The organism is Ruegeria sp. CG3 (genome assembly GCF_056537205.1).
The window spans coordinates 1,771,314-1,795,006 of the sequence record NZ_JBQFRC010000001.1 but is presented as its reverse complement, the minus strand read 5'-3'; the positions used below and the strand labels follow the sequence as shown (position 1 = coordinate 1,795,006).

Annotated in this window: 20 protein-coding genes and 1 tRNA gene; 6 read left to right on the top strand and 15 right to left on the bottom strand. The window is 62.6% G+C overall.

The window, feature by feature from the left end:
• The first annotated feature begins 29 nt into the window (after nt 1–29).
• Together ACR0NB_RS08880 and ACR0NB_RS08875 are read left to right on the top strand one after the other, a co-directional pair.
• Entirely contained in the window at nt 30–518 is a 489-nt protein-coding gene (locus ACR0NB_RS08880) for an Lrp/AsnC family transcriptional regulator (RefSeq protein WP_170368032.1), read from the top strand.
• A gap of 30 nt (nt 519–548) precedes the next feature.
• A complete protein-coding gene (locus ACR0NB_RS08875; protein ID WP_480752741.1) occupies nt 549–1,115 on the top strand; it encodes a tetratricopeptide repeat protein in 567 nt (188 codons plus the stop codon).
• Nucleotides 1,116–1,169: 54 nt separating this feature from the next.
• Here ACR0NB_RS08875 and ACR0NB_RS08870 read toward each other — a convergent pair whose 3' ends face one another.
• Entirely contained in the window at nt 1,170–3,059 is a 1,890-nt protein-coding gene (locus tag ACR0NB_RS08870; protein ID WP_480775439.1) for a PhoX family protein, read from the bottom strand.
• 307 nt (nt 3,060–3,366) lie between these two features.
• Here ACR0NB_RS08870 and ACR0NB_RS08865 point away from each other — a divergent pair.
• The 4 genes from ACR0NB_RS08865 (at nt 3,367) to ACR0NB_RS08850 (ending at nt 8,369) form a co-directional block, all read left to right on the top strand.
• Nucleotides 3,367–3,440, top strand: a tRNA-Gly gene (locus ACR0NB_RS08865).
• Nucleotides 3,441–3,568: 128 nt separating this feature from the next.
• Complete coding sequence (locus ACR0NB_RS08860) at nt 3,569–5,389, top strand: ABC transporter transmembrane domain-containing protein (protein ID WP_480775438.1); 1,821 nt, start codon at nt 3,569–3,571, stop codon at nt 5,387–5,389.
• 154 nt (nt 5,390–5,543) lie between these two features.
• The gene (locus tag ACR0NB_RS08855; protein ID WP_170340702.1) at nt 5,544–7,433 is read left to right on the top strand and encodes an acyl-CoA synthetase; all 1,890 of its coding nucleotides are present in this window, start codon (nt 5,544–5,546) and stop codon (nt 7,431–7,433) included.
• Nucleotides 7,434–7,445: 12 nt separating this feature from the next.
• Nucleotides 7,446–8,369 (top strand): alpha/beta hydrolase, encoded by a 924-nt coding sequence (locus ACR0NB_RS08850; protein WP_170369558.1) that lies wholly within the window; start codon nt 7,446–7,448, stop codon nt 8,367–8,369.
• A gap of 6 nt (nt 8,370–8,375) precedes the next feature.
• Here ACR0NB_RS08850 and ACR0NB_RS08845 read toward each other — a convergent pair whose 3' ends face one another.
• From ACR0NB_RS08845 to ACR0NB_RS08780, 14 genes are all read right to left on the bottom strand, one after another.
• Nucleotides 8,376–9,212 (bottom strand): alkaline phosphatase family protein, encoded by an 837-nt coding sequence (locus ACR0NB_RS08845; RefSeq protein WP_170405376.1) that lies wholly within the window; start codon nt 9,210–9,212, stop codon nt 8,376–8,378.
• Nucleotides 9,213–9,370: 158 nt separating this feature from the next.
• Nucleotides 9,371–11,008 (bottom strand): ABC transporter ATP-binding protein, encoded by a 1,638-nt coding sequence (locus ACR0NB_RS08840; RefSeq protein ID WP_480775437.1) that lies wholly within the window; start codon nt 11,006–11,008, stop codon nt 9,371–9,373.
• Nucleotides 11,005–11,820: an ABC transporter permease gene (locus tag ACR0NB_RS08835; protein WP_170340710.1), complete on the bottom strand. Its 816-nt coding sequence runs from the start codon at nt 11,818–11,820 to the stop codon at nt 11,005–11,007. Before ACR0NB_RS08835 ends, ACR0NB_RS08840 begins: the two co-directional genes overlap by 4 nt.
• The gene (locus tag ACR0NB_RS08830) at nt 11,817–12,773 is read right to left on the bottom strand and encodes an ABC transporter permease (RefSeq protein ID WP_170340107.1); all 957 of its coding nucleotides are present in this window, start codon (nt 12,771–12,773) and stop codon (nt 11,817–11,819) included. The genes ACR0NB_RS08835 and ACR0NB_RS08830 overlap by 4 nt, the downstream gene beginning before the upstream one ends.
• A gap of 15 nt (nt 12,774–12,788) precedes the next feature.
• Nucleotides 12,789–14,375: an ABC transporter substrate-binding protein gene (locus ACR0NB_RS08825; RefSeq protein ID WP_170368044.1), complete on the bottom strand. Its 1,587-nt coding sequence runs from the start codon at nt 14,373–14,375 to the stop codon at nt 12,789–12,791.
• Nucleotides 14,376–14,502: 127 nt separating this feature from the next.
• The gene (locus ACR0NB_RS08820) at nt 14,503–16,497 is read right to left on the bottom strand and encodes a CocE/NonD family hydrolase (protein ID WP_480775436.1); all 1,995 of its coding nucleotides are present in this window, start codon (nt 16,495–16,497) and stop codon (nt 14,503–14,505) included.
• A 51-nt stretch (nt 16,498–16,548) separates the two neighbouring features.
• A complete protein-coding gene (locus ACR0NB_RS08815; RefSeq protein ID WP_480775435.1) occupies nt 16,549–17,652 on the bottom strand; it encodes a glycerate kinase type-2 family protein in 1,104 nt (367 codons plus the stop codon).
• Nucleotides 17,652–18,089, bottom strand: a complete 438-nt coding sequence (dtd, locus tag ACR0NB_RS08810; protein WP_170340719.1) for a D-aminoacyl-tRNA deacylase — start codon at nt 18,087–18,089, stop codon at nt 17,652–17,654. Before dtd ends, ACR0NB_RS08815 begins: the two co-directional genes overlap by 1 nt.
• A 24-nt stretch (nt 18,090–18,113) precedes the next feature.
• Nucleotides 18,114–18,794, bottom strand: a complete 681-nt coding sequence (locus tag ACR0NB_RS08805) for a nitroreductase (protein WP_170369547.1) — start codon at nt 18,792–18,794, stop codon at nt 18,114–18,116.
• A 99-nt stretch (nt 18,795–18,893) separates the two neighbouring features.
• Nucleotides 18,894–20,009, bottom strand: coding sequence for a TFIIB-type zinc ribbon-containing protein (locus ACR0NB_RS08800; RefSeq protein WP_170440661.1), 1,116 nt, complete (start codon nt 20,007–20,009; stop codon nt 18,894–18,896).
• A gap of 6 nt (nt 20,010–20,015) precedes the next feature.
• A complete protein-coding gene (locus ACR0NB_RS08795; RefSeq protein WP_480775434.1) occupies nt 20,016–20,333 on the bottom strand; it encodes a CPCC family cysteine-rich protein in 318 nt (105 codons plus the stop codon).
• Between the two features lie 9 nt (nt 20,334–20,342).
• A complete protein-coding gene (locus ACR0NB_RS08790) occupies nt 20,343–21,491 on the bottom strand; it encodes an SPFH domain-containing protein (protein ID WP_170440665.1) in 1,149 nt (382 codons plus the stop codon).
• A gap of 22 nt (nt 21,492–21,513) precedes the next feature.
• Entirely contained in the window at nt 21,514–22,467 is a 954-nt protein-coding gene (locus ACR0NB_RS08785; RefSeq protein WP_170340731.1) for a DUF2927 domain-containing protein, read from the bottom strand.
• 13 nt (nt 22,468–22,480) lie between these two features.
• Nucleotides 22,481–23,671: a toxic anion resistance protein gene (locus ACR0NB_RS08780; protein WP_170420325.1), complete on the bottom strand. Its 1,191-nt coding sequence runs from the start codon at nt 23,669–23,671 to the stop codon at nt 22,481–22,483.
• Nucleotides 23,672–23,693: the final 22 nt, after the last annotated feature.

Here is a 23,693-nt window from a genome sequence, read left to right as displayed (position 1 = left end):
CCGATGTCCTGAATTTTGGATCAAATGCGATGCGAAACGACTTTCCAGGTTTGGACCGGTTTGACCGCGCGATTCTGTCCATCGTGGCCGAGGACGGCCGGATCTCGGTGGCTGATCTGGCCCGGCGGATCGGGCTGTCGAAATCGCCGACACAGGCGCGGCTGAAACGGCTCGAGTCCGAGGGGATCATCACCGGCTACCGGGCCATGCTGGACCCGATCCGCCTGGGCCTGGACCATGTGGCCTTTGTCGAGGTGCGCCTGACCGACACGCGGGAAAAGGCGCTGGCCGAGTTCAACGCGGCCGTCCGCAAAGTGCCCGAGATCGAACAGGCGCATATGATCGCGTCGAATTTCGACTATCTGCTGAAGGTGCGGACAGGGTCGATGACGGAATATCGCGCGGTTCTGGCCGAAAAGATTTCGTCGCTGCCGCATGTGGCCAGCACCTCGACTTTCGTGGCGATGGAGGCGGTAAAAGAGACCGGGCTGGCCGATGCCATCGATGGCGCGGGTTGACGAAAGGGCGATCCGCGTCACCATAGAAGCATGAGACACCTACTTCTTTCCGCAGTTCTGAGCGCGGGCGTTGCGATCCCGGCAATTGCTGAGACCTGCCCGCCTGCGCCCGATCACGCCGCCCGGCTGGGTGAACTAATCGGTCAGATCCAGCAGGCCGAGACCGAGATGGCCGCGCGCGAGATCTCGAACCAGATGTGGGAGCTGTGGGCCGACGCACCTGACGAGGCCGCGCAGACCGTATTGGATCAGGGCATGTCCAGACGTAATGCCTGGGATCTGTTGGGGGCGCTGCAGGATTTCGACCGTTTGATTGCGTATTGCCCCGAGTATGCCGAGGGCTACAACCAGCGCGCATTCGTGAATTTCCTGCGTCAGGATTTTGAATCGGCCCTGACCGATCTGGACCGCGCACTGGAACTGTCGCCGAACCATATCGCGGCGATGAGCGGTCGTGCGCTGACCCTCATGGGTCTGCAGAGAATGGAAGAAGCCCGCGTTGCTCTGGCAGAGGCGCTGGAACTGAACCCGTGGCTGCCCGAGCGTCACCTTGCAGCAGATGGTGGGCCTTTGGCGATGCCGGGCCAAGATCTCTGAACAGCGCTGTCACCCCCGACGCTTCGCCGGGGGTGATCGCTGAGGTAAGACGGTTCAGCCGACCAGTCCGTTGTCCTTGCGTTTGATCGCGATGATCGAGGAACGCGGCGTACCCCCATCTGGCCAGGATCCACCGGGGTGCTGGATGCCTACAAACATGGTCCGGCGGTCGGCCGACCATGTCAGACCGGTCACCTCGCAGCCGTTCGGGCCGGTCATGAAGCGCACGATTTCACCCGTGATCGGGTCGCCGGCCAGCATCTGGTTGTTGCCGTGGCCTGCAAAATCGCCTTCGTTGTCGTCGTTCCCGTCGGTCTGGATCCAGACCACACCGGTGCTGTCGATCATCATCCCGTCGGGCGAGTTGAACAGGTTGCCTTCGTTTACGTTCTCGGACCCGGCATATGCATCGGAATGCACTGTCGGGTTGCCGGCCATGACGTACAGATCCCACTGAAACGCGGTTTCTGCATGATCCTGGTTGGCTGGCCGCCAGCGAACAATCTGCCCGTATTTGTTGGCTTCCCGAGGGTTGGGGCCGTTGACCGAAGTATCATCGCCACCCGCGTTGGGTTTGACGCCACGGTTCTTGTTGTTGGTCAGGCAGCAATAGGCCTCGGCAAGAACCGGGCTGGTTGCAACCCATTCCGGTCGGTCCATCGTGGTTCCACCGGCCTCAGACGCAGCGATGCGGGCAAAGATCAAAATCTCGGCCTCGTCCATGCCGGTGGTTTCCGGTGTCAGCGGCACCCATTCACCGGACATGTCGTCGTTGAATCTGGCAACATACAGCGTGCCGTCATCCAGCAGACCTTCGGTATCCCCGCCGGGGGTGTAGACGCCGTTCGAGACGAATTTGTACAGGTATTCGCCCCGCTCATCATCGCCCATATAGACGACAATGCGACCATCCTTGGCCAGTTCGACCGCGGCGTTTTCATGTTTGAACCGCCCAAGTCCGGTATGCTTTACCGGGGTGCTGTTGGGATCGGTCGGGTCGATTTCGACCACCCAGCCGACGCGATGTGGTTCGTTGGGGTTCTTCGAGGTGTCAAACCGTGGATCGAACAACTCGTACCCGTTCCAGCTTTCGGCCTTGATGCCGTATCGCTTGAAGCCATCCGCGACCTTTGGAGTATATGTCGCGCTTTCGTTGCTGGAGCCGAAGTAGCCGTTGAAGTTCTCTTCGCAGGTCAGGTAGGTGCCCCAAGGTGTCTTGCCCGACCCGCAATTGTTCATGGTGCCCAGCGACGTCGTGCCGGTCGGATCGGCCTCGGTCTTTAGCAGGTCGTGGCCAGCTGCTGGCCCCACGATCTTCATGGGGGTGTTGTGGTGAATGCGGCGATTGAAAGGGCTGTCCTTGACCACGGTCCAGCCATCCGGGGTTTCGGCAATTTCCATCACCGTCACACCCTGCAGGTTCTGCAACTTTCGAACGTCATCCGCGTTTGCGGGCACACCTTCCTGCGCTGCGGGCAGGTTGATTTTGCGATTGGGATACTCGTGATTGATGGCGATCAACTGGTGCCCTTGGAACGAGAAAGTCTCCATACCATCAGTGTTCTCGCCAAAAACCTTGTCCGAGTTTTCGACCGGTCCACCATTGGTGATGTCATACCCATCGGCCTCGGAGAACAGCGGATCGCCCCAGCGCATGAGGACCTTCCATTCATACCCCTCGGGCACATGCACGGTGCCATCGGTCTGGGCCGCAATCGGGGTGAAGGCAAAACGAGAAGCGGTCTGTGCGTGGGCTGAGGTCGACCCCAGCAGACCGCTGCCCATGGCCGCAGCGCCCGACCCGAAGGCCAACACTCCACCCAAAAAGCCGCGTCGCGACAGCGCGCTTTCGACGACGCGGTCAAAGTCATTTTCGTCTGGGCGGGGGAAATTCAGTTCGTCCCAGTCGTCGGCGGAAAGGGTGGCTGGATCAACGTCTTTCATTGGATGATTCCTCGCTGTCGGAATGAATTTGTGAAACGGATTTAGGAACTGATTGTTACAGGTACTTAACAACCCCATTAACCGTTTGGGGCGGTACACACGCTAGGCAGGTTTTCGCGAACGGCAAGCACTGCAATCGCATGCTGCGCCAGTGCGCGACCCCAAAACAAGTGCAATTCAAAGCGATGGGCGGTTGGCCGCGCAGTCTGCAATGGTCGACCGCAAGCAGGCAGTCGCAAAAGCGATGCGCAGGTGGATTTCGGTTCTTGACGACGGCCCGGGCATGGACTACTCAGCCCTTCACCAAGCGGGTATAGCTTAATGGTAAAGCCCCTGCCTTCCAAGCAGGCTATGTCGGTTCGATTCCGTCTACCCGCTCCAAACTCTCCGGAATAAGTTGCGTCAAAAAGCCCTTGTCGGGTTGCTATTGTGCGCAGTCTCCTTGACCCGGCGCGCCTGCGCCGCCAAGAAGCCATATCGCGAGTCCCAGAAAGTAAAAAGGGTCAGGCATGGCAAGAACACGCTCCGCCAACCAAGCAAACGTGCAGGCGCCCGGTGCTCATGAAGATCGACCCGGATCCCGGAAGCTGAGCGTGCTGGCCTCGTTGTGGCCGTTCATGAAGCCTTATCGGCTCCTGATGCTTGGGGCGACGCTGGCGCTGGTTCTGACGGCCAGCATGACCCTAACCTTGCCTTTGGCCGTGCGGCGCGTGGTCGACAACTTCCGCATCGAAGACGGTGAACTGCTCGATTGGTATTTCTTGGCGGCGCTGGGCATCGCAGCGGTTCTGGCGGTGGGAACGGGTATCCGGTACATGCTGGTGACCCGGTTGGGCGAGCGGGTCGTGGCTGACATCCGCAAGGCAGTCTTTGACCGCGTCATCGGCATGAGCCCCGCCTTCTACGAACGCATCATGACCGGTGAGGTCCTGAGCCGTATCACCACCGACACCACGCTGATCCAATCCGTTCTGGGCTCGTCAGTGTCGATCGCATTGCGGAATTTCCTGATGTTCATCGGCGGGCTTGTGCTGATGTTGCTGACCTCGGCCAAGCTGACCGGGCTGGTTTTGCTGCTGATCCCGGTGGTGGTGGTGCCGATCCTGGTTCTCGGGCGTCGGCTGAGGGTCATAAGCCGCGAAAACCAGGATTGGATCGCCGCCTCGTCGGGCAATGCAGGCGAGGCGCTGGGCGCCGTTCAGACCGTACAGGCGTTCACCCATGAGGACGCCAGCCGCCGCCAGTTCGACGACATGACCGAGACCTCGTACCATGTTTCCCTGCGCCGTATCCAGACGCGGGCGGTTCTGACGGTGATCGTGATCTTTCTGGTTTTCTCGGGGATCGTCGGAGTTTTGTGGATGGGGGCGAACGATGTGCGCAACGGCGTGATGACCGAAGGCGTGCTGATCCAGTTCGTGATCTATTCGATCATCATGGCCGGGTCCGTAGCCGCCCTTTCCGAAATCTGGAGCGAGCTGCAGCGTGCCGCAGGCGCCACCGAGCGGCTGGTCGAGTTGCTGAACGCCGAAGATACGGTCAACGACCCGACACAACCCAAGGCGCTGCCGCAGCCGGTCAAGGGACAGATCACCTTTGACAACGTCACCTTCCGCTACCCGGCCCGGCCCGACGTTCTGGCACTGGACGACCTGTCGCTGACAGTGAACCCGGGCGAGACCGTGGCCTTCGTCGGACCCTCGGGCGCGGGCAAGACGACCGTGATCCAGTTGATCCAGCGGTTCTACGACCCCGAGGCCGGTCAGGTCAGCCTAGACGGGATCGATCTGGGCGACATGCGCCGCTCGGATTTCCGGCAGCACATGGCGCTGGTTCCGCAGGATCCGGTGATCTTTGCGGCCTCGGCGCGCGAAAACATCCGGTTCGGACGGCTGGACGCCTCGGATGCCGAGGTCGAGGCCGCGGCCCGTGCCGCCGCGGCGCATGACTTCATCTCGGCCCTGCCCGAAGGCTATGACAGTTTCGTCGGCGAACGCGGCGTGATGCTGTCGGGCGGACAGAAACAACGCATCGCCATCGCGCGGGCGATTTTGCGCGACGCTCCGGTTCTGCTGCTGGACGAGGCGACCTCGGCGCTGGATGCCGAGAGCGAGCGCGCCGTTCAGGCCGCCGTCGACCAAATGCGCGCCGGGCGCACCACCCTGATCGTGGCGCACCGTCTGGCCACCGTGAAAAAGGCCGATCGCATCGTGGTGATGGAGAACGGCCGGATCGTGGCGCAGGGCACCCATGACGATCTGGTGGCGCAAGATGGGCTTTATGCGCGTCTGGCGCGTCTCCAGTTCACCGATGGTGTGGCCGCCGAGTGAAGTGACGCGCGGGCATTTCGCGAACCGCCGTAGCGTCATTCTACTTTTTCCCCTTGCCCGAGGGTAAGCCCTCGCTTGCGCAGGGCTGCATTTGCTTACATCTTGGACGCAAGACAGCCTGCAAAAATGCAGGGTAAAAAAGGGGAGGAACCACATGGCCTTTGTGGGCAAGGAAGACAAACTGAGAATGGAGCAGGAAATGCCGTGGGAGGACCGCGACGTCCCCGTCACGTTCCATCAACTGCTCTCGCGGACGGCCGCCAAGTTCCCGGATCGCAACGCGATCAGTTTCCAGATCCTGTCCGGCCCCAAGGACAAGGCCGAAACCCTGACATGGTCGCAACTGCTGACCAAGACGAACCAGGCGGCCAACCTGTTCCGCTCTTTGGGGGTCAAGGAAAACGACGTGGTGGCCTATGTGCTGCCCAACTGCAACGAGACGCTGGTCACCATGATGGGCGGCGCGGTGGCCGGGATCGTGAACCCGATCAACCCGCTGCTCGAGCCAGAGCAGATCGCGTCGATCCTGCGTGAGACCAAGGCCAAGGTCGTGGTTACGCTGAAGCCATTCCCGAAAACGGACGTCGCGCAGAAGGTCGCCGAGGCCGTGCGCCACGCGCCGGGTGTCAACACCGTGTTGGAGATTGACCTGAACCGGTACCTGACGCCGCCGAAATCGTGGATCGTGCCTTTGGTCCGGCCCAAGATGGCCGACAAAGAGCATCTGGCCCACGCCGATTATCTGGATTTCAACAAGGAACTGGCGAAGCAACCCACCACGCTGACCTTCGAGGACAGCAAAGAGGACCGGGTTGCCTGCTATTTCCATACCGGCGGCACCACAGGTATGCCCAAGGTCGCGCAGCACAAATATTCCGGCATGATCTACAATGGGTGGCTGGGCCACACGCTGCTGTTCTCGGAAGAGGACGTGATCATGTGCCCGCTGCCGATGTTCCACGTCTTTGCCTGCCATGTGATCGTGATGGCGGCGGTGTCGTCGGGCGCCCATGTGGTGTTCCCGACCCCCGCCGGTTATCGCGGCGACGGCGTGTTCGACAACTTCTGGAAGCTGATCGAACGTTGGAAGGTGTCGTTCATCATCACCGTGCCCACGGCGATCTCGGCCAAGATGCAGCGCCCGGTGGATGCCGACATCTCGACCGTCAAGACGGCCTTCTCGGGTTCGGCTCCGCTGCCGGTCGAACTGTTCCGCCGGTTCGAGAAAGCGACCGGTGTGACCATCGTCGAAGGTTATGGCCTGACCGAGGCCACCTGCCTGGTGTCCTGCAACCCGGTGGATGGCGAGAAGAAGATCGGCTCGATCGGGATTCCGTTCCCGTACACCGACGTCAAGATCCTGCGCGACAGCCCCGACGGGCCCAAGGAATGCGCGGTGGACGAAGTGGGCGAAATCTGCGTGTCGAACCCGGGTGTCTATGCCGGGAACACCTATACCGAGGAGGACAAAAACGTCGATCTCTACTATTTCGACAAGTACCTGCGCACCGGCGACCTGGGACGGTTCGATGCGGACGGGTATCTGTGGATCACGGGCCGGGCCAAGGATCTGATCATTCGCGGCGGCCACAATATCGACCCGGCCGAGATCGAAGAGGCCTTGCTGGGCCATGACGCGGTGGCCTTTGCCGGCGCCATCGGCCAGCCCGACGCCCATGCGGGCGAGGTTCCCTGTGCCTTTGTCGAACTGGTCGAAGGCGCCAGCGTGACCGAGGAAGAACTGCTGGAATACTGCAAGGTGCACGTGCACGAACGCGCGGCGCATCCCAAGCACATGACCATCCTGCCCGAACTGCCGAAGACGGCGGTGGGCAAGGTCTTCAAGCCAGAACTGCGAAAACAGGCGATCACGCGGGTCTACAACCAAGCGTTGGAAACCGCCGGCGTTGCGGCGCGAGTCGTGTCGGTCATCGACGACAAAAAGCGCGGCCTTGTCGCGCAGCTTGACGCGAACGGCGCATCCGAGGACGATGTGAACCAAGTGCTGGGCAACTTCACCCGGCCGTGGGAGTGGGCCGACTGATCCGGAGGGGCAATGGACTATGAACGTCTGATCGACGAGGAGACCTGGGCGTTCATCCGGCGCACCGCCGAAAGCTATCCCGAAGACGCGGTGGATCGGTCCATCGAGGACCAGCGCCGCGTCTATGACGACATGTGCCGCGCGTTTCGGCAGCCGCGTCCACCGGGCGTCGAAACGCGGGACAGCTCGGCCGATGGGGTCGGGGTGCGCGTCTATTCCTGCGGAGATCCCACCCGAACCGTCGTCTACATGCATGGCGGCGGTTTCGTCGTCGGCGGGCTGGACAGCCACGATGACGTCTGCGCCGAACTGTGCGCCCAAACTGGCTATCGGGTGGTGGCGGTCGACTACCGCCTGTGTCCTGAACATGTTCATCCGGCGCAGTTCCAGGATTGCTGGACCGCGGTGAACTGGGTGGAATCCGAATTCGGCGATCCGCTGGTTCTGGCCGGGGACAGCGCGGGCGGAAACCTGGCCGCAGCCGTCGCCCATCACGCGCGCGGGCGCATCGGGAGCATCCTGGGGCAGGTTCTGATCTATCCCGGTTTGGGCGGCGATCCGAACCAGGGATCGTACATCGAACACGCCCACGCCCCGATGCTGACGCGCGACGAGGTCCTGTTCTATGAAAAGGTCCGCTGCGGCGGCGCCGTCCCGGAACATGACCCAACATTCGCACCCCTGCACGATACCGACTTTTCCGGGCTGCCGCCGACGGTAGTCGTGACCGCCGACTGCGATCCCCTGCGTGATGACGGAGCCGCGTACTGCGCCAAAATCACCGCCGCCGGCGGGCAGGCGCATTGGATCAACGAGGCCGGACTCGTGCATGGCTACCTGCGCGCCCGCCATTCGGTGACCCGCGCCGCCGACAGCTTCGAACGGATCTCGATCGCGGTCGAGGCGCTGGGGCAGGGGTTGTGGAACTACGACTGACCGCGCTCAGCGCAGGAACGGCCTGGCCTTCATCGTCTCGGCCACCGGTGCGCCCATGCGGGTCAGGATCGTGGGCGCCAACTGTAATTGGTCAATGACCGTTTCCGCATCGGGACCCTCGGCATCGCCGAAGTAGTACAGCGCCGTTTCCTGCTGCAGCGCGCTGCGCCCGCCGTGGTGGCCGCGCTCGTCCTGGCCGTGATCGGCGGTCACGATCACCTCGTATCCCAACTGCCGCCAGCGGGGGATGAAAGGGGCCAGCATCTCGTCCATGACGAAGCAGGCGTGATCCATCTCTTCACAGTCGTGGTAGAAGCGGTGGCCCATGCTGTCGAGCGTACAGGTATGGAGAATGCCGTAATCCAGCCCGAACCGCAGGCACAGGTTGGTCAGGGTCGCGAACAGGTCGACATCGGACGGCGTCATCTGGTTGGCCTTGCCATAGCCCGTCATCGAGTGGAAGCGGCCGTGGTTGATGGTGGCGCTGTCCGGCTCGTCATATTCGATGTCGCGCACATAGTCGAAAGGGTGGCGGTTGAAGAACTGCGACCAGAAGCTGTGGGTCACCGCCCCGGTCACGCCGCCGGCCTCGCGCACCTGACTGAAGATGTCCTTGTGATCCAACCTGAACACGTTGCCGTTTCCGGTGCAGCCATGCTCCTGTGGTGTCACGCCCGTGTGGATCGAGGCATAGCAGCTGGCCGAGATCGAAGGCAGCACCGAACGCAGCTTCCAAACCCGCGCTTCGCCGCTGTCGACCCAGCCTTCGAGGTTGCCGAATAGCCGGCGGAAATTGCGCCAGGGAACCCCGTCGAGAATGATGAGCAGAAGCTTGCGGTCCATCGCATGGCCCTCGTATTGGATCACTTGTTTGGCCCACCCTAGGAGATTCGGTCAGCCAAGGCTGCCTGTTCCCGTCCGGAATGAGAGAATCCCGACACTTCGATAGAAACAAAGTGTCGGGATTTCAGAGTGTTTTGTCGGCTTGCACAGCCAGCGGCTCAGTTGCCGGCGCTCTCCATCTTGCGGTGGGCCACGACCTCTTCCAGCCAGCCCAGATGCATTTCCGGCACCGAACTGAGCAGCAGGTCGGTATAGTCGTCGAACGGCGGGCTCAGCACCTGTGATTTGGGTCCATAGCGCACCACGCGCCCCTGATACATCACGGCGATGCTGTCGCTGATCGCGCGCACCGTCGCCAGGTCATGGGTGATGAACAGATAGGCCACGTCCTCGATCTTCTGCAGGTCCAGCAACAGCTTGAGGATGCCATCCGCCACCAGCGGATCCAGCGCCGAGGTGACCTCGTCACAGATGATCATCTTGGGCTTGGCCGCCAGAGCGCGGGCAATGCACACACGCTGCTTTTGACCGCCGGACAGCTCGGCCGGATACCGGTCGATGAAACCTTCGCCCAGTTCGATCTCGTCCAACAGTTCGATGATGCGCTTGCGCTTCTCGGCGCCGCGCATGTTGAAATAGAACTCGAGCGGCCGGCCGATGATGGTTCCTACGGTCTGGCGCGGGTTCATCGCAACATCGGCCATTTGGTAAATCATCTGCAACTCGCGCAGGTCCTCGCGCGAGCGTCCGGCCAGATCGGGGCTGAGCTTGCGCCCGGCAAAGGTGATCTCGCCGTCGCGCGGGGGCAGCAGGCCGGTGATCACCCGGGCCAGCGTGGATTTGCCCGACCCCGATTCCCCCACGACCGCCAGAGTCTGCCCCGGATGAAGCTCGACATTGACGTTGTGCAGCACGTCGAAGTTCAGCCCCTTGTAGCGGGCCGTGATGCCATCGACCTGAAGCACGGGTTCGGGCGTAGGCTGTTTTTCCTCGTGTTCGATCGAGCGGACCGAGACCAGCGCCTTGGTGTATTCTTCCTGCGGGTTGTTGATGATCTGGTCGGTGGTGCCGTATTCGACCGTGTCGCCCATGCGCAGCACCATGATGTCATCGCTGACCTGCGCCACGACCGCCAGATCGTGGGTGATGTATAGCGCTGCTACGCCGGTGTCGCGGATGGCCTCTTTGATCGCCATCAGGACGTCGATCTGCGTGGTCACATCAAGCGCGGTCGTGGGTTCGTCGAACACCACCAGATCCGGCTCGGGACACAGCGCCAGCGCCGTCATGCAACGCTGCAGCTGCCCGCCCGAGACCTGGTGCGGATAGCGGTTGCCGATGTTGTCCGGGTCGGGAAGGCCCAGCTTGGCGAACAGCTCACGCGCACGGGCCTCGGCCTCTTTGCGGCTGAACTTCTTCTGCTCGACCGCGGCTTCGACCACCTGATCCATGATCTTCTTGGCGGGATTGAAGGACGCCGCCGCCGATTGCGACACATAGGTAACCTCGCCGCCGCGCAGTTTGCGGATATCCGACAGCGACGTCTTGAGGATGTCGCGCCCGTTCACCCAGACCTCACCGCCGGTGATCTTAACGCCGCCCCGGCCATAAGCCATCGATGCCAGCCCGATGGTCGATTTGCCCGCACCGGATTCCCCGATCAGCCCCAGCACCTTGCCGCGCTCGAGGTCAAAGCTGACCCCGTGCACGATTTCGATGTCGCGGGGCTTTTCGCCCGGCGGGTAGACGGTTGCGCCGATCTTGAGGTCACGGACCTTGAGAAGGGTATCGCTCATCCCCGGCCTCCTTTCAGCGATGTGGTGCGGTTCAGGATCCAGTCGGCCACCAGGTTGACCGAGATGGCCAGCGTGGCGATGGCCACCGCCGGGTACAGCGCCGCGCCGATGCCATAGACGATGCCGTCTTTGTTTTCCTTCACGATGCCGCCCCAATCGGCCAGCGGAGGTTGAACGCCCAGGCCCAGGAACGACAGGGTCGAGACGAACAGCACCATGAAGATGAAGCGCAGGCCCAGTTCGGCCACCAGCGGGGACAGCGCGTTGGGCAGGATCTCGCGGAAGATGATCCAGCCGCGGCCCTCACCGCGCAGCTTGGCGGCCTCGACATAGTCCATGACTTCGATGTCAACGGCCACGGCCCGGGCCAGACGATAGACGCGGGTGGCGTCCAGCAGGCCCATGACCACGATCAGAACCGGGATGGTGACCGGCACCATGGCCAGAACCACCAGCGCGGTGATCAGCGACGGGATCGACATGATCAGGTCCACGGTCCGCGACATCACCTGATCGGCCCAGCCTCCCAGCACGGCCGCCAGAAAGCCCAGGATCGAACCGGTGACGAAGCTGAGGATGGTGGCGGCGGTGGCGATGAAGATCGTGGTGCGCCCGCCATAGATCATTCGGCTGAGAAGATCGCGGCCGATATTGTCGGTGCCCAGCCAGAATTCCGAACTCGAGGGCTCCCACACGTCGCCGACCACCTCGGCCATGCCGTAGGGCGCCAGGAAGGGCGCAAAGACGGCGATGATGAAATACAGGGCGGTGAAGGCCAGCCCGATCATTGCAGAGATTGGGATGTTCTTCATTTCGGGTGCCTCAGCCTTGGGTTGGCCAGGATTGCGACGATGTCGGCCACCATGTTCAGCCCGATGTAGATTGCGGCAAAGATGACCCCGCAGGCCAGAACCACCGGCACGTCACGTTTGGTCACGTGATCCACAAGGTACTGTCCCATGCCGGGATAGACGAACACCACCTCGACCACGACGACGCCCACGACCAGATAGGCCAGGTTCAGCATCACCACGTTCACGATGGGGGCGATGGCGTTCGGGAAGGCATGGCGCCAGATGACCTTGAAGTTGCTCAGGCCCTTCAGTTCGGCCGTTTCGACATAGGCCGACTGCATCACGTTCAAAATCGCGGCGCGGGTCATGCGCATCATATGCGCCAGAACCACCATGGTCAGCACGATCACGGGCAGCGCGATCGAGTTCAGCTTTTGCCAAAAGGACATGCTGTCATTGATCATCGCCAGCGGCGAGAACATGCCCAGCTTGACCGCGATGAAATAGACAAGGACATAGCCGATCAGGAATTCCGGGATCGAGATTGTCGTCAGGGTGACGGCCGAGATCAGCTTGTCGGGCCAGCGGTTGCGGTAGCGTACCGCGACGAGGCCAAGAAAAATTGCAAGGGGCACCGAGACGATGGCTGCCCAAAAGGCAAGAAACAACGTATTGCCCAATCGGTTGCTAACCGACTCGGCTATGTCCAGCTTGTTGGTCAGGGACGTGCCCATGTCACCTTGGACAATTCCGCCAAGCCATTCGAAATACCGGGTCAAGGCGGGACGGTTCAGCCCCATCTCCTCACGGAGGTTGGCAAGGGATTCAGGGGTGGCGGACTGCCCCAGGACGGCTTGCGCGGCGTCTCCGGGTAGGGCCTCGGTCAACCCGAAAATCAGGGCCGAAGCGCCAAACAGCAAGAGGAATCCCAGCGCCAGGCGCTGGGAAACCAGTTTGATGATAGGATGCATACCTGTCGATCCGAGTTAGACGAACCACATCTTGCGGGACATGTTGCCGTTCATCATCTCTTGGGTCGGATCAGTCTCCCAGCCATCCAGCTGGTTGCTGATGCCCTCGACAAAGTCGTTGAACATCGGGCAGATCAGGCCGCCCTGGTCACGGACCATCATGCCCATCTGGCTGTAGATGGCCTTGCGCTTTGCCGGATCCAGCTCGGCACGCGCGGCAAACAGCAGGTCGTCGAACTCTTTGACCTTGAACCGGGTGTCGTTCCAGTCGGCGGTGGACAGATAGGCAGTTGCGTACATCTGGTCCTGCACCGGACGGCCACCCCAGTAGGACGCGCAGAACGGCTGTACGTTCCAGACTTCGGACCAGTAGCCATCATTCGGCTCGCGCTTGATCTCAAGCGGGATCCCGGCCTGCTGGGCGGTCTGCTGGAACAGGGCTGCGGCATCCACGGCGCCAGGGAAAGCTCCGTCGGCCACGCGCAGAATGATGGGCGACCCGTCATGGCCGGACTTCTTGTAGTGTTCCGCGGCTTTTTCGACGCTGAACTCACGCTGCGGGATTGTCTCATCGAACAGCGGGTATGCTGCGTTGATCGGCATGTCGTTCCCGACCGAGCCATAGCCGCGCAGTACCTTCTCGACCAGCTCTTCGCGGTTGATCGCGTATTTCAGAGCGGTCCGCAGTTCGTTGCCGTCGAACGGCGCCGTGTCACAATGCATGATGAACACGTAGTGGCCGCGTCCTGCCGTGGAATGTACGGTCAGGTTGGGTGCACGACCCAAGAGGTCGGCAACCTTGGGCTCAACCCGGTTGATCGCGTGGACCTGACCCGACTGCAGCGCGGCCGTCCGGGCCGTAGCATCGTTGATGACCACAACTTCGACGCTGTCAAAGTTGCCGAAATCCGGGTTCCAGTGGTTTTCGAATTTGGAGAACAGGTGGCGCACACCGGGCTCGTCCGCTTCCAGCTTGTACGGACCGGTGCCGATACCGGCGCCCGGGTTGTCCATTCCGCCGTCCGGCTGGATGATCAGGTGGTAGTCGGCCATCAGGTAAGGCAGATCGGCGTTCGGCTCGTTCAGGGTGACCTGAAAATACTCGCCATCGGCCTTCATCGACTCGATGCCCTTCATGATGCCCAGCGCGCCCGACTTCGAATCTTCGTTCGAATGGCGCTGCATCGTTTTCAGCACGTCTTCGCTGGTCATGGTCTTGCCGTTGTGGAACTCGACCCCTTGACGCAGTTTGAACGTCCAAACCTTGGCATCGGCGCTGCCTTCAACGCTTTCGGCAAGGCGCGGCTCGATCGTGCCGTCGGGGGCGACTTCGACCAGTTGGTCACCGAACTGCTTGCCGTTCTGGAATGGAACCGAGCTGGCATAGGTGGCCGGGTCCAGCGAGTTTGTGGATTCACCGCCCTGCAGGCCCAGTTTCAGATCGCCACCTTTCTTGGCGCCGGCTGCGCGGGCCGCGTCGGCGAAGACGGTGCTGGCCATGGCAGCCGATACACCCAGTGCGGCTGCCTTCCCCATGAATTCACGTCGGGTCAGCTTCCCGGCGGTCACCTGGCTGGCCATGTGAGTGAGTTGTTCGTTCATTCGGATATCTCCCAGTTGAGTGTTTTGTGTGCCCGTTTCACGGGCTTTTTATTGACGCATGAGTCAACGTTGGCGCATTTCGTCGCGGCGGGCAAGGTCAAATCTCGGGGACTTGCCACCAGCAAAATCACATCTGATCACGAGGTATGGTGTCCTCCACGGTTTTGGAAAAAATCTTCACATCGTTTTCAAAGGCATCAAGCGTCGCGCGCAGATGAAAGCTGGATCGGTCCGACCACATCTCGCAATTGGCCTCGGTTCGCAGTTGGATGCCGTCGCGACGGGTCTCTTGTACCCATTCGCAGCGACCGCGCGCGCTCAGCGGATCGTCCGGATGGATCGACCACAGTTCAAAAGCGGTTCCGCCGCTGACCAGACCATGATCCGCGTCTTCGACCAAGCCGAAATCATCTTCGATGACCAGATCGATGACGCCGGTCGTCATGTCAGTTTCGACGCGCCGCGCATGGGTCGCCTCTCGCAATTGGGTCACTTGCCACGGAGAGTCCGCATCGGGTGGGGCAAATTGCCATTCATCCCGATCCGACCTGTCGCGCTGGGGGATCGTGAACGTGCCGCCTGTCAGGTGGAGCTCCGCTGTTTCCGGCGAAGGCCAGATCAGCGGCCAATAGGCGCTTGAGACGGCAACGCGCAGGCTGTGGTCCTTGGGAACCCGGTAGGCGACGTGGTCCAGCACAACTTCGATGTCGTAGACCTGTCCGGGTATCACCGTTTTGGGGGACGAATGCCCCTCCGTATGGGTCAGATTCAATACACCATAGGTGATCCGAGTCGCAGCTCCGTCGGGGTGGATTTGGTTCAGCCGAACGGCAATCTGGGCTTGTGGTTTGTCGACACTCAGCTTCAAGCGCAGGCGCGGGGCACCGACAATGTCCAGATCTGCGGTCAGAGGGGTCGTGTCGAAACAGGCGGACAGAGCGTCATCTGCCCGCTGGTCGCCCGGCATGTCCGGACCCAGCCAGATGGCGCAATATTCGCCGCCATCCATGCCGCAATGATGCGGCGAGCGGATTTTGGTATCCAAGGGGCCGTCCTTACCCAGCCCGGCTTCGGAAAGCGGAAGGGTGACCGTCGGCAGGTGGGACGTGGCGCTGGCATCCTCGGTGATCCAATGGCCCGGGCGTTCGGCATACCAGCGCGCCGGGCGCACGCCATCCATCAGATAGGCGCGATAGGCCGGGTCCTGTTCAACTCCGGTCTTTTTGCCCTTCAGCCAGCGGTCCCACCAGCGCAGCGCCTCTTGCAGGAAGCCGATGCGTGGTTCGGGCACGGCAAAATGCGGGTACTTGTGCACCCAGGGGCCGACGATGCCCTTGACCGGCGCAGTCAGGTTCTCGACCAGCCAGGGCACCGTGTTCTTGTAGGCATCACCCCAGCCGCCCACCGCCAGTGTCGCGGCTCGGATCGCGCCGGGGTCTTCGCAGACAGACCCATGTCGCCAATAGGCATCGCGGGTCTGATGCCGCAGCCAGACCGAGGGCAGAAACGGTTCGGCCGTCAACCGCTGCAGCCACATCTCGCGCCAGTCGTCACGCAGCGCCGGGTCGGGCGGGCGGGACGAATACGACCACATGGTGGCCCCCCAGCCCAGATTCTCGTTCAGAAGGCAGCCGCCCTTGTAATGGATGTCATCGGCATAACGGTCGGCGGTCGAACACAGGGTGATGATGGCATTCAACGGCGCGGGTTGCAGCGCCGCCACTTGCAGCGCGTTGAAGCCGCCCCAGCTGATCCCCATCATCCCGACCGCACCGCTGCACCAGGGCTGTTGGGCCAGCCATTCGATCACCTCGACGGCGTCTTCCAGTTCCTGCTGGGTGTATTCATCCTCCATCAGCCCGTGGCTGTCGCCGTTGCCGCGCATGTCGACGCGGATGCAGGCGTAACCCCGTTTGGCAAACCAGGGATGGGTCAGGGCATCGCGCGCCGTCGTGCCGTCGCGCTTGCGATAAGGCAGGTATTCCAAAATGGCGGGCACCGGGCGCTGCGCCGCATCGACAGGACGCCAGATCCGCGCCGACAGGCGGCAGCCGTCCGACAGAATGATGCCCTGATCCGGAACGTCTTCGATCTCGGCCAGTGAGTTCTTCGCCTGAGTCATGTGCCTAGTCTCAGGCGCATCGGCGGATGGTGTGCGAGGAAAAGCGTCAATTCATTCCTTCGTTGCGACAAGCAGATCCATGACATTGGTTCCCGTGGGGCCGGTCACCAGCAGAGCACCGACCCGGTCAAGGAACGTCCCCGCATCGGCCTCGCGCAAGGCTTGGTCCGCCCCATCGGCCCATGTCGCGCCGGTCACGACACCGCCGGCCGCATCAGTCGGCCCGTCGGTGCCGTCGGTTCCACCGACCACGACACACAGCCCCTCGCATCCTTGAATCTCGCGCGCCAACGCCAGTGCCAGCGCCTGGTTGCGCCCGCCTCGGCCCGGGTTTTCGGGCAGGACGACCGTCGGCTCTCCGCCAAAGATCATCGCGCCCGGCGGCATCTGACGCAGCCGCGCGCCGATATCTGCGGCGACGGACAGATAGTCGTCGTGCAGGGCCTCTTCCTCAACCAAAACGTCCAGACCGGCGGCACGTGCCGCGTCGGCTGCGGCGCAGCGCGCATGGGCGTTCGAGGCAATGATTTCGACACTCGCTTCGAATTGCGGGGCGTTGGGCAAGGCGCCGATGCCCGATCCGATGACGCCGATGTCGTCCCCCGGCACGTCCGAAATGGCCAGGACCGTCGCGCGCGCTCCGCCGAAACCGGTCAGCAGACCGCCGCCTTTGATCCGCGAAATCTTGCGCCGGCGGGCGTTCATGGCGGTGATGACCAGCCCCTCGGACAGCAGCTGCGCGTTCAGCCGCGCCAGATCTTCGAGGGTGGCCCCCGGCACAAGATCCTCGGCCAGCGAAGACGCACCGCCCGAGACCAGCAGCAACAGATGCGTGCCAGGCTCCATGGCCTGAACAGCCGCGCGCAGGGCCTGGCCACCCTTCAGGCTGCGGGCATCGGGCACGGGGTGAGAGGCTTCGATGACCTGCAGATGTGACGGCAGCCCTTCGGCATGGCCGTCTTTCGTGACCACAAGGCCCGGTGTTCTGCCGAAATGATCCTGCGCCGCATTCATCATCGCCGCCGCGGCCTTGCCCACCGCCAGAATCAAATCGGGGCGCGGCACATCGAGCAGCGCCGCCTTGACCGCGCCATAGCCGTCAACGGCGGCAACGCCCGCCTTCCAGATCGCGATCGCCTGATCCTGCATCGTCATCACATGTCCATCCAGATCGTAACCGGGCCGTCATTGACTAGGGACACCGCCATATCCGCTCCGAAAGACCCGGTTTCGGTCGGAACCCCAAGCGCGGCCAGCGCGCGGGCAAAGTGTTCGTACAGGCGTTCACCGGTTGCCGGATCGGCCGCCGCCGCAAATCCGGGCCGGTTCCCGCGCGACGTGTCGGCGGCCAAGGTGAACTGGCTGACCACAAGGGCCGAGCCGCCGATATCCAACACCGACCGGTTCATCTTGCCCGCGTCATCCTTGAAGATCCGCAGCTTGGCAATCTTGGCCGCCAGTTGCTCGGCGTGCGAGTCGTCGTCGCCCTGCATGGCGCAGACCAGCACCAGTAGCCCCGGCCCGCACTGGCCGATGACTTCCCCCTCGACCGAGACCGATGCCTCGGACACCCTTTGTATCAATGCGCGCATGTCGATGTTTTTCTCAAAGTTCGCTTACTCGGTCCAAGCCCCACGCCAGGTGACGAACTCGTCCAGCGTGGCGCGCTCGGTCCGGAATTGGTTGGCCGGATGATCGACATTCGGATAGCCGAAGGAAATCGCGCACAGGATCAGCCGGTCATCGGGGATGTTGAAATAGCGGTGCAGGAACGGCCCATAGGCGGCCACCGCCGCCTGTGGGATCGTGGCGATGCCCAAGGCCTGTGCCGCCAGTGTGAAGGCCGTGACAAACCCGCCGCAATCCATCGCGCCATAGGGGCCGAGTTCCGCCGGGCTGGACAGGATGGCGCAATGCGGGGCGCCGAACAGGTTGAAGTTTTCCATCATCTGCCGGGCCGATCCAGCGCGGTCGCCCTTTTCCACGCCCACGGCCTCGTACAGGGCCCATCCGCAGGCGCGGCGCCGGTCCTGATAGACGCCGGAATAGCCGGTCGGAAAGGGCAGGTCGGGCTGCGCCTGGCCGGTCTCGGCTTCGGCCCGCAAGGCGCTGCGGAAAGCATCCGTTTCCGCGCCGCTGGTCACGACCACCTGCCAGGGCTGCGCGTTGCACCAGCTGGGCACTTGGGCGGCGCTGGTCAGAATCTGTTCGATGTCACCCCGCGGCACCGGATCGGACCGGAAGGCGCGGCAGGACTGGCGCGCGGTCAGAAGCGTGTTCAGATCGGCCAGGGTCACGTTGTCCTCTCCTCCGGGGCAGCCGGCGGCAGGATGGGTGAGAAGCCGGGGATGTTCAAGGGGTTCCGCGGCAGAGTTTTCAGCGGCGGAACCCGGCGGTCATTGCTGTCCGGTCGCCACCAGATACCCGATGCCGGCTGCCGCCAGCAGGCCCAGGACCACCGCAATCGTGATCTTGATCGCCGACCAGGGTCGTTCACCCTGCACCTGACCGGTGCGGCCGTTGACGACAAAGCGATAGGTCTGGCCGCGATACTTGTACGCGGCCATCCAGACCGGCAGCAGGATGTGCTTGAAGGTCACGTCGCGGATGTCGGTTTCGATCGCATGGATGCGCTGCCGGTCGCCGCCGATGTCAAAGCGGACGTCACGCTCGATCACGCGGGCCATGTGGCCGCGGGCTTCCTGATAACCTTGCTGCAGATCGAGCGTGTAGGCCTCTGCCCGGAATCCGGCCAGGTACTCGGGCTGATAGGGCTCGAGCGCAGGGAGGTCCCAGGGTTGCAGCGCGTCGGTGTAGGACTTGGGTAGCGATTGCGAGGCCAGCACCAAAACGTCATCGAAGAACCGGGCCACCCGGCCGGATTTCGGTGTCCAGCGCACCTTGGGCACCTGCTGCTGCACGCGCTTGCCGTCACGCATCACCGTCCGGGTTTCGTAGTAGACCACGCCGCGTTCGCCGCGATAGGCCGATTTCGTGTCGGCGTCGAACGTCCAGTAGGGCACATAGATGCCCTGCATCCTGCGGCCCTTGCGGGCGTAGCCCTTGAGCCCGTTCGGCGCGAACCACAGCCGCCCCAGCCAGTCGCTCATGGCCTTGTGCGCGGCGCGTTCGTCCAGCGCAAAGGGCAGAACGCCGCGCGGCTTGATGTGCCGGTTCACGCCGGTATCGGTCACCACCGGGGTGGCGCAGAACGGGCATTCCGCGGCGTGGGTGTTGGGGTCGAACTCGACCTGCGCCGCGCAGTTGGGGCAGGTCAGGACCCGCGTCTCTTCGATCTCGCTGTCGGGCAGGCGGTCGGCGATGGCCGCGTCAAAGTCCAGTTCGCGCAGGCTGGCGCCGCCCCAGGGGCCAGCCCCGATCGGTTCGGAATGGCCGCAATGGTCACAGGTCAGCGTGCCGGATTGCGGGTCGAACCGATAGTCCGCGCCGCAATTGTCACATGGAAAACGGTGTTCCGCAGAACCGGGTGGTGGGGCAGGAGGCTGTGTCATGGGTGGTCAGTTGTCGAGGGGAAAGTGAAGATAGTCCGTGCGGTCTTTCTCGGTCAGGACATGCGGCAGCATTGCGGCCTCGCAGGCCCCGATCGCCCGGAAATTGTCGCGCGCCTCAGCCAGCGTCAGGCCGTGGTTGGCGGCAGATGGCTCGCGGGGGTTCTTGTCGTACAGAATGTCCTCGTCCTCCCAAAAGCAGATCGCGCAGATCAGGTAGGCCCCGCGCTCGGCCAGGGTGACATACCCGCAGCACGGGCAGATGAATTGCGGCGGCTGCGGTGCTTTGCGCCCGCCTGTCTTCGAGCGTTTCCGCGATGCGGGCATGCCGATGCCTCACGCGCCGGGCGGCGGAGGCGGCAGAATCGTGAACAGCTGCGCGAGTTCCTGCACCTCGCCCGCTTTCTTCCATCCGTCCTGACCGGGCGTCCACACGAAAGTGTCTCGCGTGATTTCTCCCTCGCTGGCCATGCGGCCCATTTTGGCTTTCGAGAACGGGCCGCTGGTCTGGCCATCCACCGCGATATGCCACACATGCTCGACCGGCGGCGGGGGCGGCGGGGCCACATGCGCGGCCGCTTGCGGTGCAGCGGGCGCGGGCGCCCCCCACGGGCCTGACGGCTGACCCGCTGCCATGTTCGACATCTGGTTCGCCATCGCCATCCCCATGCCCATACCAAGGCCGGCACCCATGCCACCGCCACCGCTTGGGTTGCTGGCGGCCGCCGTCATCGCCTCGGCCGCTGAATACTGGGTGAATTTGCCCAGATCCCCCGCCAGCCCCATCGAAGTACGCTTGTCCAGCGCCGCCTCGACCGCCGGCGGCAGCGAGATGTTCTCGATGTAGAATTCCGGCATCTCGAGGCCGTAGCCGTCCAGCACGGGCGAGACCTCGGCTGCGATCAGCTTGCCCAGATCGGCGGTGTTGGCGGCCATGTCCAGAACCGGAATGCCCGAGCCTGCGATGACCCGGCTGAATTCCTGCACGATGATGTTGCGGATCTGAAAGCTGATCTCGTCCATGGTGAATTCGCCATCGGTGCCGACGATCTCGACCAGGAAACGGGCCGGGTCCTTGACCCGGATCGTGTAGGTGCCATAGGCGCGGATCCGGGTCGGGCCGAATTCCGGGTCGCGCAGCATGATCGGGTTCTTGGTGCCCCATTTCAGGTCGTTGAACCGGGTCGTGTTGACGAAATAGATCTCGGACTTGAACGGAGACTGGAACCCGTGATCCCAGTGCTGCAGCGTCGTCATGATCGGCATGTTGTTGGTCTCAAGCATGTAGAGGCCGGGCGTGAACACGTCGGCCAGCTGGCCTTCGTGCACGAACACCGCCGCCTGGCCCTCGCGCACGGTCAGCTTGGCGCCATACTTGATCTCGTGGCCCTCGCGCTCGAACCGCCAGACCATCGTGTCGCGGGTGTCGTCCACCCAATGAATGACATCAATGAATTCTCCGGTCAGAAAATCGAAAATTCCCATCTGGGTTCTCCTGTCATCGGGGTCAGAGCGACTGCCCCATCAATTCACGGGCGATGATCCGCACCACCGGCGCGGCCTCTTGCGCGGTCATGCCGGGTTTCAGGCGCGGATCATACAACATCGTCAGCAGCTTTTCGTCATGGCTGGTCAGTAGGGCGAATTCGTCGTCATCGTTGAAGATCGACGGTCGTGCCCGGGGGCTGTCATTGGGCAGGCCCAGCCCCTGGGCGATTTCCTCATGGATGCAGCTCAGCCGCATCAAGTCGGGGTGCTCGGCCCGTACCAACGCAACCGCACCAGTGTAGGTGTTCGGTGCCCCGTTCGACGCCGAGGCAAAGACGAAGCAATAGAACGAGCGCGGTAAATCCTGAAACAGGTTCAACTGAGCCTGCCCGATATTGGGAAACAACTGGCGCAGTCGCGTTTGCACGAATTCCGTATCGTCATCGCCGGCGACGAAGACATGGAAGTTCGCGTTTCTGGTTACGGTCGAGATCGGGTGGCCAGTCAAGGACGACATGCGTTCGGTATAGGCCCGGATCTGTGCCTTGTCGGCCGCACGTTGGTCTGGCGATACTGACGGCCCGAACTCTGCCTGTATTCGGACTGGGCCAGACCAGCGGCTTAGCCTTCCGCTGGTACGTTGGCTGCTGCCAGATACGGCGGCGCCGGGATACTCGCTGTAGAACGCGATGGCTTCGAAATTCCGGGCCAAATCATCCGCATCAAACGGGGTGTCCGGCCCGCCACCGTCTGTACGCATCAGACCTCGGGTCAACAGGTCGCGCTCGACGCGCTGATAATAACGCGCCAGATCCCGGCTTGCGGCCGAAGGTTCGACATAAGCATTGGCCAACTGCGGCTGGGACGGGCGCGCCTGCGGGGCAATCGAGGACTCGAGCGCGTCATCGCAATTGGCCAAGATCAGCAATGCAGCTGCCCCCAACCCGTGCCCTAGAAATCTCCGAAGCCGCACCTGCGATCTCTCCTCAGCCCGGAACGGCGGTTCCGGCCGTGTCGCCCAGCCCGTCTTTCCGGGCCTTGGCCGAAGCCAAGGTGTCCCGCAGCTCGGCTTCCATCTTCTTCAGCTCTTCTTCTGCGGCGGCCCGTTTCGCCTTGCCTTCGTCAGCGATGGCGAGGCTTTCATTGATCGTGCCGATCAGATCCTCGTTGGCCTTCTTGACGGCTTCGATGTCGAACACGCCGCGCTCCATTTCCTCGCGGATCATCTTGTTCGACTGGCGCAGATTCGCGGCGTTCGAGGTCAGCAACTCGTTCGTCAGATCGTTGGCGTCGCGTACGGCGGCGGCGGCCTCGGCGCTGCGCTGGATGGTGACCGCCTGCGCCAGCTGGGTTTCCCACAGCGGCACGGTGTTCACCAAAGTCGAGTTGATCTTGGTCACCAGCGACTTGTCGTTTTCCTGAACCAGCCGGATCGAGGGCAGCGATTGCATCGTCACCTGCCGCGTCAGCTTCAGGTCATGCACGCGCCGTTCCAGATCGTCGCGGGCGGCCCGCAGGTCGCGCAGTTCCTGCGCCTTCATCACCTGCTGATCTTCCGGGGCGGCCTGCACCTCGGCCTCTTTCTCGGGGATGTCATGGCTGTCCAGTTCGGTTAGCTTCTCTTCGCCGGCCGCGATGTACAGCGCCAGTTCATCATAGAAATCCAGCGTCTTTTCATACAGCAGGTCCAGCGACTTGATGTCCTTCAGCAGCGTGTGTTCGTGCGACAGAAGGTTGTCGGTGATCCGGTCGATCTGATCCTGCACCTCTTCGTAGCGCGCGGTGAACTTGGCGAAAGGCGCGGCGCGGCCCAGCAGTTTCTCCCACCAGCTGCGCTCGCGGCGCACGTCCAGTTCAGACACGGAAAAGCCGCGGATCGTGGTGACGATGTCGCGCAGGCTGTCGCCGGCGGGGCCGACATCCTTGTTGCGCACGTCAGCCAGCATGGCCTGGCTGATTTCCTGCAGCTCGGCCTGCGCAGCCGATCCGAAAGCAACGATCGAGTTGGTGTCGCCCATGTCGATTTCGGACATGCGCTTGCGGATTTCGGCACCCACCGGTTCGTCGGCTTCTTCCAACGGCACGATCTCGGAACTCGGCTCGGGCAATGAGACGGCTGCAACTTCCTGAACCAGCGTTTCGGCCTCGGCCGCCTTTTTCTTGATTTCGTTAGACATGAGAAGCTTCCCTGTTCTTGGT